14 protein-coding genes are annotated in these 16183 nt (G+C 51.2%); 8 read left to right on the top strand and 6 right to left on the bottom strand.

All coding sequences use genetic code 11. The features are described 5' to 3' along the window. Nucleotides 1-36: 36 nt before the first annotated feature. Nucleotides 37-513, bottom strand: coding sequence for a PaaI family thioesterase (locus LCH85_00820; protein ID MCA0350512.1), 477 nt, complete (start codon nt 511-513; stop codon nt 37-39). Nucleotides 514-537: 24 nt separating this feature from the next. Further along, entirely contained in the window at nt 538-1524 is a 987-nt protein-coding gene (galE, locus tag LCH85_00815; GenBank protein ID MCA0350511.1) for a UDP-glucose 4-epimerase GalE, read from the bottom strand. A 249-nt stretch (nt 1525-1773) separates the two neighbouring features. Between galE and LCH85_00810 the strand changes: the two genes are divergently transcribed. From LCH85_00810 to LCH85_00775, 8 genes are all read left to right on the top strand, one after another. Continuing rightward, nucleotides 1774-2715, top strand: coding sequence for an STM4015 family protein (locus LCH85_00810; GenBank protein ID MCA0350510.1), 942 nt, complete (start codon nt 1774-1776; stop codon nt 2713-2715). Nucleotides 2716-2726: 11 nt separating this feature from the next. After that, nucleotides 2727-3659 (top strand): STM4015 family protein, encoded by a 933-nt coding sequence (locus LCH85_00805; protein MCA0350509.1) that lies wholly within the window; start codon nt 2727-2729, stop codon nt 3657-3659. Further along, complete coding sequence (locus LCH85_00800; protein MCA0350508.1) at nt 3656-4789, top strand: STM4014 family protein; 1134 nt, start codon at nt 3656-3658, stop codon at nt 4787-4789. Before LCH85_00805 ends, LCH85_00800 begins: the two co-directional genes overlap by 4 nt. 60 nt (nt 4790-4849) lie before the next feature. After that, nucleotides 4850-5653 (top strand): STM4013/SEN3800 family hydrolase, encoded by an 804-nt coding sequence (locus tag LCH85_00795; GenBank protein ID MCA0350507.1) that lies wholly within the window; start codon nt 4850-4852, stop codon nt 5651-5653. After that, complete coding sequence (locus LCH85_00790) at nt 5640-6959, top strand: STM4012 family radical SAM protein (GenBank protein ID MCA0350506.1); 1320 nt, start codon at nt 5640-5642, stop codon at nt 6957-6959. The genes LCH85_00795 and LCH85_00790 overlap by 14 nt, the downstream gene beginning before the upstream one ends. Next, nucleotides 6956-7822, top strand: coding sequence for an STM4011 family radical SAM protein (locus LCH85_00785; protein ID MCA0350505.1), 867 nt, complete (start codon nt 6956-6958; stop codon nt 7820-7822). The genes LCH85_00790 and LCH85_00785 overlap by 4 nt, the downstream gene beginning before the upstream one ends. 255 nt (nt 7823-8077) lie before the next feature. Next, complete coding sequence (locus LCH85_00780; GenBank protein ID MCA0350504.1) at nt 8078-9589, top strand: glycogen synthase; 1512 nt, start codon at nt 8078-8080, stop codon at nt 9587-9589. Then, the gene (locus LCH85_00775; GenBank protein MCA0350503.1) at nt 9576-10736 is read left to right on the top strand and encodes a hypothetical protein; all 1161 of its coding nucleotides are present in this window, start codon (nt 9576-9578) and stop codon (nt 10734-10736) included. The genes LCH85_00780 and LCH85_00775 overlap by 14 nt, the downstream gene beginning before the upstream one ends. 75 nt (nt 10737-10811) lie before the next feature. On the opposite strand, the gene LCH85_00770 is transcribed toward LCH85_00775, so the two are convergent. From LCH85_00770 to LCH85_00755, 4 genes are all read right to left on the bottom strand, one after another. Then, nucleotides 10812-11777 (bottom strand): asparaginase, encoded by a 966-nt coding sequence (locus LCH85_00770; GenBank protein ID MCA0350502.1) that lies wholly within the window; start codon nt 11775-11777, stop codon nt 10812-10814. A gap of 243 nt (nt 11778-12020) precedes the next feature. Further along, nucleotides 12021-13613, bottom strand: a complete 1593-nt coding sequence (locus LCH85_00765; protein MCA0350501.1) for a hypothetical protein — start codon at nt 13611-13613, stop codon at nt 12021-12023. An 83-nt stretch (nt 13614-13696) separates the two neighbouring features. Beyond that, nucleotides 13697-14470: an ethanolamine ammonia-lyase subunit EutC gene (eutC, locus tag LCH85_00760; protein MCA0350500.1), complete on the bottom strand. Its 774-nt coding sequence runs from the start codon at nt 14468-14470 to the stop codon at nt 13697-13699. Then, entirely contained in the window at nt 14470-15861 is a 1392-nt protein-coding gene (locus tag LCH85_00755) for an ethanolamine ammonia-lyase subunit EutB (protein MCA0350499.1), read from the bottom strand. Before LCH85_00755 ends, eutC begins: the two co-directional genes overlap by 1 nt. Between the last annotated feature and the right edge of the window lie 322 nt (nt 15862-16183).

The raw sequence follows: 16183 nt of genomic DNA, 5'->3' as shown, positions 1-16183 counted from the left end.
AATTCTGGCTCCTGATCCCTAGACCCTGATCCCTCGCTAGACTTGCATCCATTCATTGGGAACGCGCACAGCCAAGACAGTGCCAGTTGCACACAGCTGATCGGCGGCGCTGAGGGTACAAGTTACCAAGGTTTTGCGCTCGTTTTGCACCTCGAAGCGGGCACGCAACTCCAAGCTTGGGCCAAGTGGTGTTGGTTTGTGGTAGGCAATTTCGAGCTTACCAGTTACATACCAAATTGGCGTGGGGCTGCTTAACGCAACCCCAGCCTGTTGAGCAGCCAAGGCCATGGCGCTAATAATCGCGTGGCAATCGATTAATGCGCCGATGATGCCGCCATTAACCACATGGGTTGGCGAGGCACAATGCCATGGCTGTGGTTGCCAATGACAAATCGCCTCAGCTCCATCCCAATAGCTTTTGATTTGCAAGCCATGAGGATTATCCTTGCCACAGCCCCAACAATGATTGCCCTGCAATTGATCTTGAAAGGCTGGTTGCGTCGTTGAAACCATCAATGCTGCTCCTTGAAGCAAAATTTATTCGCTGTAGCCGTGAGGATGTTGTTGATGCCAAGCCCAAGCACTTTCGATGATACTCTCAATTGTGGCATAGCGTGGCTCCCAGCCCAACTCGCGGCGAATTGTTTCCGATGAAGCGACCAAGGTAGCCGGATCGCCAGCACGGCGCGGCGCAACCACTGCTGGAATCGCATGGCCAGTTACATTGCGCACAGCTTGGATAACTTCTTTGACGCTAAAACCACCACCATTGCCCAAATTGTAGCGGCGGCTGGCTCCGCCATTGAGCAAGGCTTGCAAGGTCAGAATATGCGCCGAAGCCAAATCGCTCACATGCACATAGTCGCGCACACACGAGCCATCGGGCGTTGGATAATCGTCGCCGAAGATCGCAATTGATTCGCGCTGACCCAAAGCAACTTGCAAAACCAAGGGAATCAAGTGAGTTTCAGGGTCGTGATGTTCGCCAATTGTCGGCGTACAACCACAAGCGTTGAAATAGCGCAGTGCGCCATAGCGAATACCATGCACGCGTTCATACCAATAGAGCGCCCGTTCCATCCACGATTTCATCTCACCATAGGGCGAGCCTGGCACAATGCGCTCATTTTCATCGATTGGCATTTTAGCCGGGTCGTCGAAGAGATTGGCGGTTGATGAGAGAATAAAGGCCTTCACGCCATGTTCAGCGGCAACCGTCAGCAAATTAATCCCCGCTACCACACTATCACGCAGATAATATTCAGGGTGCTGCATCGACTCGCCCACTAAGGTATGCGAAGCAAAGTTTAAAATCCCATCGAAAGGGCCATGAACTTCAAAAGCACTGCGAATTTCAGCAATATTATTCAGATCGCCCAAGACAAAGGTCGCGGCAGCGGGAACCGCTTGGCGATGGCCTTGGCGCAAATTATCAAAGATTACAACGTCATAGCCAGCATCAAGCAATGCGGCACTGGTTACGCTGCCAATATAGCCAGCGCCACCGGAGACCAAAATACGCATACAAACTCCTTTTTACACGGCAAGATCGTCGTGTAGCATCGAATTCGCTGGCTATTGTAGCCGAATCAGCTTAATTGTGGGTGAGAAGCAACAAAAGGATGAATTATGAAGGATGAGGGATGAACATGGAGGCTTCAGTTATTAGAGGTTACAACTTTTTTGATCGCCGATGTGACGTTGTTTGTCACAAAATAGGCTATGCTATAGCTAGGCCGCAATCGGCCTACAATTGCTATTTGTGAGGTATCCATGATTTTTGCGTGGATGGGACATTTTGGTGAATCAAGCTTGACCAACTGGGATGGCCGCTTAAAACTCGATCCAATTGGCCACCCTGTGCACCTGCATTTGGAATACAATTATCGCTCGAAAGCACCCGCTCAAACCTGGCAGGATTATTTTAACGCTTGGCTTGCCACCGATGAGCCAGCCAAAACCACGGGTTTGGTGATTGGCCGCTGGTGGCAGGACTCAGCCCACGATGGCGATATCGATCTTGTTTTAGAAAGTATCGTTAATGCCCGTGAACGCTTGCCCTTGCTCAAAGCCTTGTTCGTCGGCGATTTCACCTCTGATGAATGGGAAATTTCGTGGATTTTGCAAGGTGATTATGCCGCTGTTTTAGCTGCCTACCCGCAACTTGAATATTTGGCGATTCGCGGTGGCTCAAACCTCAGTTTTGGCGCAATTCAGCATCAACAGCTCAAGGCCTTGATCATTCAGACCGGTGGTTTAGCAGCGCAAGTTGTGCGTGATGTTGCCGCCGCCAATTTGCCAGCACTTAAGCATTTGGAGCTGTGGTTGGGTAGCGATGAGTATGGCGGCAATTCAACGATCGACGATTTAAAACCAATTTTGCAGGGTGAATGTTTTCCCAATTTAGTAACCTTGGCCTTGCGTGATTGTGAATATGCTGATGTGTTGGCTCAAGCAGTTGCTAATGCCCCGATGCTTGAGCGAATCAAAATCCTCGATCTTTCGTTGGGCAATCTGAGCGATGCGGGAGCTGAGGCCTTGTTCACCAGCCCAGCGATTCGTAAGCTTGAATTTCTTGATTTGCATCACCACTACATGAGCGATGGCATGCGCGATTGCTGGCCAACAATTGAGGTTAATTGCGATGTCAGCGATCAACAAATTGCCGATGAAGATGGCGACGAAGAATATCGCTATATCGCTGTCAGCGAATAAGGAGCACAACAATGGCTCAATTGCCATGGATGTCGGAACTGGCTCCATCGAACATTGCCGATTGGGATCACCCCAGTGTTTTGCAATCGACTGGCGTGGTACATCGCGTCGGGCTGAGCTATGAAGATGATTATGATACCAACACGGCTTGGATCGATCGCTTTGCTGATTTTTTGGCCTTGCCCAAGGTTGAAAAAACCACAGGTTTAGTGATTGGCCCATGGTGGGAGCTTGATGATGGCAATGGCCCAGTTGATCAGGTGATTGAAACCTTGGTCAGTGCCGCTGCTCAATTGCCCAATTTACGGGCCTTATTTATCGGCGATATCACCAGCGAAGAATCGGAAATTTCGTGGATCGAGCAGGATGATCTTTCGCCCTTGCTTTCGGCATTCCCCAATTTGCAGCATTTTGCAATTCGCGGAGCCAATGGTTTGAGCCTTGGTTCATGCCAGCATGCCCAACTCAAAACCTTGGTGATTCAAAGTGGTGGTTTGCCCAATCGAGTGGTGCAGGAGATTTTGCAAGGCAAATTGCCAGCACTAGAACACCTTGAATTATGGATTGGCTCCGAGTGGTATGGTGGCGATGTCACCCTGACCGATCTCGAACCCTTGCTGAATGGCGAGTTATTCCCCAATCTCAAGGTATTGGCCTTGCGCGATTGCTTGTTCGCTGATGATTTAGCGGTTGCAATTAGCCAATCCAAGATTATCAACCGCATCGAAGTGCTCGATCTTTCGTTAGGCAGCCTTGGCGACGATGGCGCGAAGGTACTTTTGGCCTGCCCAGCGATTAAACAACTCAAATTGCTCGATTTGCACCATCACTTTATCGAGCATGAAATTGCGCAGCAATTCAAACAATTGGGGATTGAAGTCGATATTTCCGAGCCACAAGACCCACATCGCTACGATCGACGCTATATCGCGGTGACTGAATGATCGTTATTGGCAATCCACATGATCGGCGAGTTGAGCTGTGGCAGGCGGCCTTGGCGCGTCAAGGCCAGCCGCCAGCCCGCGTCATCAGCTATTACGATCTGTTGGAGGGCCAGCACGATTTGGCTGAATTGATCAAATCTGGTGAGCTAGTGCGGATTGAATCGCCTGGCAAAGATGAACAACTCTATCGTGAATTGGTACGGTTTGCTGCTGAACTAACGCCTGAGCCTGAGTTTGAGCATTGGCCGATCGATGCAAATTTGCCGCAAGAACGTGGGCGCTTGTGGGGTAGTCGCCAATGGTATCGCGGCTATACTCGCTTGCTCAGCCAGCTTGAGCAACAATTAGCTAGCTTAAATGTACGCTTGTTGCAACATCCTGCCGATATTAGCGTGATGTTCGATAAAGTGACGTGCCATAGGCGATTGGCGCAAGCGGATGTACTCGTGCCACGTAGTTTGCCAGCAATTGGCTCGTTTGAACAATTGCAAACAGCATTGCAAACTCATGGATGGCAGCGAGTTTTTATCAAACTAGCCCATGGTTCAAGCGCGGCGGGCGTGGTGGCGTATCGTACCAACGGCCGCCAAATGCAGGCAATTACCACGGTCGAGTTGGTCGAAACCAGCGCTGGCTTGCAATTATACAACTCACGCAATTTGCGCACCTACACCCATTTGCGCGAAATTCAACCATTAATTGATGCCTTGGCCAAGCAACGAGTGCATGTTGAAGAGTGGGTTCCCAAGGCGCGACTGGCGGGCAAGGTCTACGATTTGCGCATGTTGGTGATTGCGGGCAAAGCCCAACATACGGTTGTGCGCACCAGCACTTCGCCAATTACCAATCTGCATCTATTGAATCCACGCGGCGATTTGGCGGCAGTTCAAGCCCAGTTAGGGGCCGAATTTTGGCAGACTGTGCGGCAACAGGCTGAAGCGGCTAGCGCATGCTTTGAGCGTTCGCTTTACGCTGGGGTTGATTTGCTGATCGCCAATAGCCTACAACATTGCTTGGTTGGCGAAGTCAATGCCTTTGGCGATTTGCTGCCCAATGTCTTGGTCGATGGACGCGATAGTTATGAGGCTGAAATAGTTGGGGCTGGTAGTTGGGGGTCGGGGATCAGGTAAGTCTCTTTCCTAGCATATTCCCGACCCCCAACCACCGATCCCCAACTACCAGAGATTCCAATGAAACAATACATTCCAACTCACGATATTGTACTGATAACTTTAGATACTCTGCGCTACGACGTGGCGGTAGCTGAGTGGACGAACGGTGGCACGCCCAATTTGCGGGCACTGTTGCCGCATGGTTGGCAAGAACGCCATAGCCCAGGCTCGTTCACCTATGCTGCCCATCAAGCGATGTTTGCTGGTTTTATGCCTACGCCTGCCACACCTGGCCCGCATGGCCGCTTGTTTGCAGCCCGTTTTGCTGGCAGCGAAACCACGACCGAGCAAACGTTTACCTTTGATGCCCCAGAAATTGTTACGGGCTTGGCGCAAGTTGGCTATCGCACAATGTGTATCGGCGGCGTGGGCTTTTTCAATCGCCAAACTGCATTAAGCTGTGTACTGCCCGATTTATTTCATGAAGCCTATTGGGAGCCACGGTTGGGCGTGACCGAGCCACGTTCGACCGAATTTCAAGTGGCATTGGCGGTCGAACGTTTGCAGGCAATTCCAGCCGAGCAACGAATCTTTCTGTTTATCAATATTTCAGCCTTGCATCAACCCAATTGCCACTATTTGGCTGGCGCGACAGGCGATACGTTGGCGAGCCATGCGGCGGCTTTACGCTATGTTGATCGTCAGTTGCCGACCTTATTTGCTGCGTTACGGCGGCGCAACCCAAGCTTTTTAATGATCTGTTCCGATCATGGTACAGCCTATGGCGAAGATGGTTTTTCGGGGCATCGCCTAGCCCATCCCACGGTTTGGACAGTACCCTATGCTGATTGCTGTTTGGAGGAAGCCCATGCATCTGCGTGAATATGCCAATGCTACGCCTTACATGGGCTATAGCTACAGTTACCCACATAAATCGGCCTATCGCCAACTTGAGCCGCGTTCGTTACGAGAGGTTTGGGCCAACGAAGCCCATGATCAATTATTTTTATATTTGCACATCCCCTTTTGCGAGATGCGCTGTGGCTTTTGCAATTTGTTCACAACTACCAACCCCAACGAATCGGTGGTACAGCGCTATTTGGCCACTTTAGAGCTTCAAATGCAAGCAGTGCACAACGAACTTGGTGCTGTGCAGTTTAGTCGCATGGCGATTGGCGGCGGCACACCAACCTATTTAAGTGCCAGCGAATTGGAGCAGCTTTTTAGCATGAGCCAGCGCTGGCTAGGCGTTAATTCACAGGCAATTCCCTTATCGGTTGAAACGTCGCCGCACACTGCAACCGCCGACCGCATGGCGATATTAGCTCAAGCAGGAGTTGATCGGGTGAGCATTGGGGTACAGAGTTTCCTTGATCATGAAGCCCATGCTGCTGGCCGTGCCCAACGCCGACCTGAGGTGGAGCAGGCATTAGCCACAATTCGCGCAGCTCAAATTCCCACATTAAATATTGATTTGATTTATGGCTTGCCCAACCAAACCGTGGCAACATGGCTTGAATCGTTGGAAATTGGCTTGCAGTGGCGGCCTGAAGAATTATATTTATACCCGTTGTATGTACGACCGTTGACTGGCTTGGATCGGCGGGGCACAGGCTGGGAGCATGATCTACGCTTGGAATGCTATCGGGCTGGCCGCGAACGCTTGTTGGCGGCAGGCTATCAACAAATTTCAATGCGCATGTTTCGCGCTGCCCATGCGCCTGACGACAGCCAAGCGCCAAGTTATTGCTGCCAAACTGATGGAATGTTGGGTTTGGGCGCTGGTGCACGTTCGTATACCCGCAAGCTGCATTACTCCAGCGATTATGCCGTTGGGGCTAGCTCTGTTCGTCAAATTATTCAAAATTACAATCAGCGGAGTTTGCTTGATTTGAGTCAGGTGGATTATGGTTGTGTTGTTTCGAGCACTGAGCAACGCCGCCGCTTTGTCATCCAATCGCTGTTACAGGTCAGTGGGCTGGATACCCAAGCCTATCAAGCCCAATTCGGCAGCGATGTTTCGACTGATTTGAGCCAAATCAATGAATTGATTGAAATTGGTTGGGCAGAATATCAGCATGGCATCTATCAATTAACTCCAGCAGGTTTAGAACGCTCAGATCTAATTGGCCCTTGGTTGTATTCGCCGCAGATTCGCCAGCTTAGCGCGGAGTTTATCCTACGATGAAACTAGCAATTTTGTATCGTGGCCCGTTGTCAAGCTGCAATTATGGCTGTAGCTATTGCCCATTTGCCAAGCATCAAGAAACTGCTGCCGAACATGCCCACGATGAAGCAGCCTTGCAACGCTTTGTGGCTTGGGCTGGCCAGCAAACCCACATTCAATTAAGCATTTTTTTCACGCCGTGGGGCGAAGCCTTGATTCGGCGGCGCTACCAACGGGCAATTGTCGAGTTGGCTAATTTGCCACATGTCCAAAAAGTCGCCATCCAGACCAATCTTTCGGCACGGCTGGATTGGGCCGAGGATTGCCCTAAGCAACGGCTTGGTTTGTGGGCTACCTATCATCCAACTCAAACGCCGCGCGAACGTTTTTTGGCCCGTTGCCACGAAGCGATCGAACGTGGCATCCCAATCAGCGTGGGTGTGGTTGGCATGCACGAACATCAACCTGAGATTGCGGCATTGCGTGAAGCTTTACCCAAGCAAATTTACTTGTGGGTTAATGCCTACAAACGCGAAGTCGGCTATTACAGCCCTGAGGAAATTGCTCAACTGACCGCGATTGATCCGCTCTTTCCAATTAATAACACTCGGCATCCTTCTGAGGGGCGAGCTTGCGCAACTGGCGAAAGCGTGATTTCGGTCGATGGCGATGGCACAATGCGGCGTTGCCATTTTGTACGCGAGCCGATTGGCAATATTTATAATGTTGATTGGCAAGCCGCCTTACAACCAAGGGTTTGTGCTAATGCCACCTGTGGCTGCCATATTGGCTATATTCATATGCCCCATCTGGGCTTGCAGCAGGTATTTGGTCAAGGCATGCTCGAACGAATTCCGCACATTCCGCTTGAGGCGTTGGGGTAAGTTTAACCACGAAGGACACGAAGGACACGAATGTTGGTTTGGTTGTTCGACGGCATGTATTGGCATAAGAATCGAACCTTGGCATTCTTCGTGGTTTACCTAATCCCCGACCCCTAACAACCGATCCCCGACCCCCAACTAACGGGTTTGCATTCAGCCATCGCTATGTGGTAGCATAGCAAACACAGTCGAGGCCGACCATGCAAGCAAAGGCACGGGCGGCTTTCTTATCGCACTTCAGCGAAAAGCAGCATAATGAATGAACAACCGTTAAGGATTTTATATTTCGCCTCCGAGGTCGAGCCATTTGCCCGAACTGGTGGTTTAGCTGAGGTTGCCGCCTCGCTACCCCGCGCCCTACAGGCCTTGGGCCATGAGGTGATTGTGGCCATGCCGCGTTATGGCCATATCGAGCCAAGCCGCTGGCAACTAGAACCAAGCCAAATCAATCTAACAATTCCTTTGGCCGATACCGCCGAACCTGCTACTTGGTACACCACAACCTTGCCCGATAGCGATGTGAAGGTCTGGATGGTTGAAAACCAGCGTTTGTTTGGTCAGCCCGAGGTTTACCTTGGCGATGGCGATGCTGAACGCTTTGTGTTTTGGGCCAAAGCTACGCTTGAGATTGCGCGTGCCCAAGGCTGGCAGCCCGATGTGGTGCATTTGAACGATTGGCATGCAGCGATTGTAGCCAACTGGCTGCGCACCTCATATCGCGACGATCAGTTTTTTGCCAACACCGCCTCGGTCTATACCATTCATACCTTGGCCTATCGCGGCGTGTTTGGTCAGCGGGTGCTGGAAATGGCGGGCATCGCTGAATATGGCTATATTGCCCATTCGGATATGCCAAGTTTGCATCGGGTCGTCGATTTGATGAGTCGTGGCATCTATTATGCCGATATGATCAATACGGTCAGCCCAACCCATGCCCGCGAGATCTTAACGCCTGCATTCGGCGAAGGCCTCGACCCATTATTGCGCGATCGGCGTGATCGGCTGTTTGGGGTCTTGAATGGCATTGACAATCGGCGCTATAATCCTGCTACTGATTCGTACCTAGCCCAGCCATTTAGTCACGACGATTTAACTGGCAAACAGGCTTGCAAAATCGCCTTACAACAGCAATTGGGCTGGGAAGCCGACCCAAGCAAGCCGTTGTTTTGTTTCATCGGACGGCTGAATGATCAAAAGGGCTTGGGACTTCTGGCTGAGACGATCGAAAATCTATTAAGCCATCATCAATTCCAATGTGTGGTAATGGGGACTGGTGAAGCCCGCTATCATGAATGGCTCAGTGATTTGCAGCAACGACATCCACAGCAAGTTGCGGTAGCCTTGACCTTCAATGAAGCCTTAGCGCATCAGTGTTATGCGGGAAGTGATGTCTTATTAATGCCATCGTTGGTCGAGCCAGGCGGCACGAATCAGTTAATTGCTCAGCGCTATGGCTGTTTACCGTTAGTTTGCGCGGTTGGTGGGCTAGCCGATACCGTTGAGAATATTAATACCTATGCCGGGACGGGCAACGGGTTTGGATTTACCCAGCCAGAGAGTCAATCGCTGTATGGCACCATGATGCGTGCTCTAGAGTTGTATCGACACCCAGAACTCTGGCAGGCCGCAGTTAAGCGGGCGATGCACTGTGATTGGTCGTGGGCACGTTCGGCCCAACGCTACGATGAACTCTATCGACGTGCCCTCGTCAGTCGTGCAGCGCGTCGGCCACGCGCTAGCTATGGAGACGCGAATGAGCGTTCGTGAGTCGCTGTGGACGATGGATTCGTTTGAAGAAGCCTTATTTAGCATTAACCACGGAGGAGCCGTGATCACTCATCTGCCGCGTTTGGTGGCGGGCTTGCCGCCCTCGGTTGCCGCTTTGTGGCGACAACTGTTCCGCGTTGATGTGAGCCATGGCACAATTCATCCACCAGACCGCATGCATGGCTGGATTGAACGCGCTTTTGGCAGTGTCGAAGCTGTGTTGCACCAAGAAATTATTCGGGTTACTAATCAATGGACGCTCGAAGGTGCAATTTTCAACCGCATTCGCGGGCTACGACCACAGCAAGGCCGTTATCAATCGGATATTGATCAAATTATCGCTGCCAGTGCTGGCCCACAGGATGAAGCGGGCTTTTGTACTCCCGAAAGTGGCACACCCGAAGATCGTTTTGGCCGAGTGCGCGGACGTTATTGTCTGAGCGCTTCCAATGTTGCCAAATTCGATGGCTGGCATGGCGTGCTGATCTTCGATCAACATAATCCTTTAAATTTCAACCTCGAACGGGTCGAGGATTATATTCAGACTGCTGGGCGTTGGTTCGATGCGGTACATACCGCCGATCCGCAGGCGATCTATCCATTTTTTATTTGGAATTGCCTCTGGCGTTCGGGGGCATCGGTCATTCATGGCCATGCTCAAATGTCGGTTTCCCATGGCATGGCCTACCCCAAGGTTGAGTTGTTGCGACGCACTGCTGAGCAATATCACAACCAACATAACGCTAATTATTTCCAAGATCTTTGGCGCGTGCATCGAGCCTTGGGTTTGGGCTTGAATATTCATAGCGACAATACCCATGGCTATGTTTCGCTCACGCCCATCAAGGAAAAAGAGGTCGTGCTGTTTGGCAACGATGTGCAAGAGTTAGCCCAATATCTCTACCATGTGCTCGATTGTTTTGTCACTGAGTTGGGTGTGCAAAGCTTCAATGTGAGCATCACCATGCCGCCGCTCAGCGCTACGCCAGAATCATGGGCCAATGTGCCAACGATTGTACGGATCGTCGATCGCGGCGATCCCAACAGCCGTGGCTCGGATATTGGGGCGATGGAATTGTACGCCGCTACGGTTGTTGCCAGTGATCCATTTAATATCGCCAATGCGTTGGCTGGCCGATTTCCCTAGTTCTTACAATTAAACGTAAACGTGATTACGCCCTGCTCAGTTATTAAACGATGCAGGGCGTACTTATTTTAGGAATTATTCAGCGAACCACTCGCGCAATTCTTGGGGATGGGCGGCTGCACCCAAGGCAACCATCAATTTGATGCGAGCTTTGACTGGCGAAAGCTGTTGAGCAAACATCACGCCAAGCCGTTTGAGATCGTGATATTCGCCAACATAGCCATATTCATCGTAGCAAATACCCTTCAAACAGCGCGTCGTCACCACCACCGGAATCCGTTTGTTCAGCGCTTCTTGGATGGTTGGCAACCACCATGGTGGCACGCGCCCACCACCAAAGGCTGCAATTACGATGCCTTGCGAGTTGGTATCAATTGCCGCCCGCAGTTGACGATCATCGGCTCCTTGAGTGGCGTAAATTAAATCAACCCGCTCAGCAAGCCGCGAACATGGGATATATTGGCGACCGCTGGGCTGATGATGAATCCGCACGGTTGCGCCTGTCAAACTACCAACTGGGCCAAAACCAGGCGCATCGAAGGCATCAGCGGTTTGTGAATCAATTTTTTGCACCGTCGAAGCTGAAAACAAACGATCATTGAAAGCGACCATCACGCCAAGCCCACGGCTTTGTGGAGCAGCAGCGGCACGAATCGCCCCAGTTAAATTGGTAACACCATCATAGCCCACATCGGTGGCGATGCGCATTGAGCCAGTAAACACCACAGGTTTATTCGAATCGATCAACAAATCGCATAAAAAGGCGCTCTCTTCCAAGGTATCGGTGCCATGGGTCACCACCACCCCATCGGCCTCGCCCAGCAACAAACTATTGACCCGTTGCGCTAAATCGAGGGCCATGGTTGGGGTTATATGGCTACTTGGCAAGTTGGTAAAATCTTGAAAGCTAACATTAAACTCGCCGCGTGGGAGCATCGCCGAAAAATCATCGCCTTTGAGCATTGGAACTGCGCCGCTCCATTGCGGTGTGCGTTTGGTCGAAATCGTGCCGCCCGTTGTAATAACCACAACGTTGTGCATATAGTCTCCCTGCCCGAAGGCTGTGAATCGTAAGTGGCTTCAGCAATTGAGTGTAATGAAGCTTGCAGCTCACGTCAAGCGAGGATTGAAGGGCGAGGGGTCAGCGGATAATCTGTATTATTGTTTAGCCACGAATTACACGAATTACACGAAAAAGCTTATCCTTCGTGCGCTTCGTGTAATTCGTGGTTTTGGTAGCTCATTCTTTGTGCTCTATGTTCTATGTGCTATGCTCTATGGCTCTTACTTAATCGTCATTGGCAATGCCACTTGATACCATAACGAACCACTTTCGACCGCACCCATATCGCAGGCTGCCCCCACAAAGCCTGCCAAACCACGTTGATCGGTCACAGTGGAGCTTGAGCATGAGCCAGCATCGGTCGATGCGCTATGGCTGAGTGGCAAGTAGGTTGGAGTTGGGCCACCATACCAGCCCAATGGCCGCAAGCTTGGCCCAGTAAATGGTTTATTACCATCGCTGGTTTGCGTGCCACAACTTCCATCACTCCACATACTAAAGTTGATGCTCGGCACTTGGCTGGCATAGCCACATTGCGCTCCTGCCGGGGCATTATTATAGGTAAGAATGCTGTTATCGACCGTAAATAGAGTGCCAGCATGATAGATTCCACCGCCAGCGATCTCTGCGTTGTTGGCGGTCATGGTCACACGATCAATAACCAATGTGCTATTCGGGCGATTATTCAGCCCAGCCCCACGCTGAGCCTTGTTTTTGGCGAGAGTGCTATACCTCAAGACGGCCACGCCTGCATTATCAAGTGCTCCGCCATCGCTCTGTAAAGCTTCATTATTGGTTAGGGTCGAGCGTTCGATCAGCAGGCCACCCTGGTTGGCGATGCCACCACCAGCTACTGCCGACAAATTCTGATCAATAATGCCATTTTTGAAGGTCAAGCTTGAATTAGCGGTAATATAGCCCCCAGCGCCTTCGTTAAAAGCCACATTATCGGCAATTTTGCTGGCGTTCAATTCAATTGTGCTGCCTCCGCGCAGATAAATGCCACCGCCTTGACCAGCAATATTACTCCAGATACGCCCGCCTTGAAACACCCCGTAGCTTTGCTGAATCAGGAGGCCACCGCCCAAATCGGTATGTTCACGGCCTTGTAGTTCGTTTAGCTCAAAATTCGTTTGGCTAATATCTAAATTTGCCGTCCATGCCTCAAGCCCAGCGCCTTCGGTCTCGGCTTTGTTAGTGCTAAATTTGCTATTATGTATTGTTAGATTGCCAGTATTAAAACTTACGCCACCGCCGCTGCCACTTGATCGATTGGATTCAATCAGGCTATCGATTAGGCTCAGGTGGGTATGCTGCGCCCCAATCCCACCACCAAAAGTTGTCGCTTGGCTATGCTTAATTGTTACTTGGTTGAGGGCTAAATTGGTAAACTCGCCGCTCCAATTTGGCTCGGCAAAAATCGCCCCGCTATGCACAGCATTGCCATTCGTCAGGATGATGCGCTGAATTTCGACCCGCGCTTGTTGGCTGATCCAAAAAATTCGCGTGGTATTGCCGCCAGAGAGCGTAATTTTGCCGCCACCATCAATCACCGAGCCATCGTGCAAAAATTTTTGGCTGGTTAAAACAATCGTATGCGGATTCGGCCCACAATTAAAGGTTAGCGTGCCGCCAGGGGCTTGTTCGCCTGGAAAAAGCTGGGCCAAACCAGCATCAAAGGCCGCCTCATTACAACTAGCAGGTGTGCCAGTGCCCACCACCACGCTATCGGCAGCAACTGGACGGCTATCCCAAACTAGCCCCAAACCAAGCATGATCAATCCACTTAACAGAAATTTTTTACGCCGTAGCATTGTGTTTGCTCCTACTAGCCATCAATCTGCTAGTAGCTTAGCAAAGCATAGCCGATAAAACTTGACATTTTCTACCAAGTTTGTTATTCAAGCGCGGGATTGGTGGTTGCGCCAAGTTGCTGGCGCTCGTCCTTGAGGGCGACTCCAGTCAAGCGCCGTTGGCGAGCCTGCCCCAGCAAATAGATTAATAAATCGCTAGCTGCTGCATAACTCAAGCCTTGCGGGTGAATGTTGGAGATGCAGTTGCGCTCAGCATCGTTGCGGCCTCGCTGCGGCGCATAGGTTAAATAGATGCCCAAACTATCGGCAACGCTCAAGCCAGGTCGCTCACCAATCAATACCACCACCAACTCGGCCTTGAGCAATTCGCCAATTTCATCGCCAATCGCCACCCGCCCTTGTTCAACCAGCACCAACGGCGCAAGCGACCAACCAAGCGCCACAAGTTGCGGCTTGATTATGTTCAGCAGCGGTGCAGCATGACGTTCAATCGCCACCGCCGACAAGCCATCGGCCACCACCAAGGCTACAGTGCATGGCTCAGCGTGCAAGGCCTCAAGTTGCTGACGCGATTCAGCATGCAAGCTGCGGCCTAAATCTGGTCGCTTGAGATAGGTTGCACGATCCAAGGCAGCGCTTTTGAGCCTGAGTATTTGGGGAAATTCAGGTTGTAATGCGCTAGCAATCGCCGCAAAATCAACTTGGGCATGGACTGCATCACGGGCTAAGGCATGGTCTTGTTGAAACGCCAAATTGGCCTTGGTTGGCAGTGCATCGCCGACTCGACCAAGGCCAATCCGCGCATTGGTAAATTGGCGCAAGCGTTGCCAAAGCTCAGTTTCAGATTGTTCGGCCATTACAATGCTCCCAACTGGGCGGCTGATTGCAACAAACGATGACGCTCGTTGGCAATCAAACGGCCTGCTTGATCGCTAATACCAAGCTGTTGCAGCCATGCTTCAAACTCGGGGGCTGAACGCAAACCCAAGGTTGTTTGCACAAAACGAATATCGTGATACGAAGTGCTTTGATAATTGAGCATAATATCATCAGCACCAGGCACACCCATCACATAGGTGCAACCAGCGCTGGCCAGCAGCACCAGCAGGTTATCAATATCGTTTTGGTCGGCTTCGGCATGGTTGGTATAGCAGGCATCACAGCCCATCGGCAGGCCCAACAATTTGCCACAAAAATGGTCTTCTAAGGCTGCCCGCGTAATTTGCTTGCCATCGTAGAGATATTCAGGGCCGATAAAACCCACAACCGTGTTGACCAGCAATGGCTCGAAGGCTCGCGCCACCGCATAAGCTCGCGCCTCGCAGGTCTGTTGATCAACGCCATAATGGGCATTGGCTGAAAGTGCGCTGCCTTGGCCAGTTTCAAAATACATCACATTATTGCCAATTGTGCCACGCTGCAAGCCGCGTGCTGCTTGATTGGCTTCGTGCAACAGCGCTAAATCGATGCCAAAACTACGATTGGCCGCCTCGGTTCCGGCAATCGATTGAAACACCAAATCGACTGGAGCACCACGCTCGATCACTTGCAAGGCGGTGGTGACATGAGCCAACACACACGATTGCACCGGCATGGCGTAGCGCTGACGTAATTCATCAATTAAATGCAGCAAACTGGTCATGGCTTGCGGGCTATCGGTCGCCGGATTAATCCCAATCACTGCATCGCCACAGCCATATAACAGGCCATCGAAAATTGCTGCTGCAATGCCTTGGGGATCATCGGTTGGATGATTGGGTTGCAAGCGTGAGGAGAAACGCCCCGCCAAGCCCAAGGTATTGCGAAAGCGCGTAATCACTTGGCACTTTTTGGCAACCGCAATTAAATCTTGGTTGCGCATAATTTTGGAAACTGCCGCCGCCATTTCGGGCGTGATACCTGCCGCCACCGCCGCCAACTGCTGGCTATCAGTGCGATAATCGAGCAACCACTCGCGCAAACCACCAACCGTCAAATGGCGAATTGGGGCAAACGCTGCCTGATCATGGCTATCGATAATCAAGCGTGTCACTTCATCAGTTTCATAGGGAATCACGACTTCGTTGAGAAAGATGGTTAATGGTAGATCGGCCAAACACCACTGCGCTGCCACCCGTTCCTCAGCACTGGCAGCGATCAAGCCCGCCAAAGCATCGCCCGAACGTTCAGGGGTAGCCTTAGCCAAGAGAGTTTTGAGCGAATCGAATTGGTAGAGGCGTTGGCGAATTGAATGCTGATAGCTGGTCATAAGCAGTCTCCCACAGCACTGGTATGGCCAATTATGGCATTCTTTTTGGCTCAAGGCAATATAGGAGCCAGCAGTCAGGGGCTAGGGTTCAGAAATGCAACCGCAATAAAGGGATTTTGACTTTAACCCAAAGGCGCAGAGGGTAAATAGAATTTAGCAGCCACATGATTTCAAACTGACCCCTGACACCTGATCCCTAAACCCCCGTTTGGCGGTCTTCGCGGTTTCGTTCTGCGTGCTCTTCGTGAATTATTCATTGATCCGCAAACATGTTAGGGGAAATGTTCGTTAATTTGTTAGTCTAGCAGCCACCGATCAATGC

Source organism: Chloroflexota bacterium (assembly GCA_020161265.1).
Lineage (GTDB): Bacteria > Chloroflexota > Chloroflexia > Chloroflexales > Herpetosiphonaceae > Herpetosiphon.
This window is presented reverse-complemented; position numbering and strand designations above follow the sequence as displayed.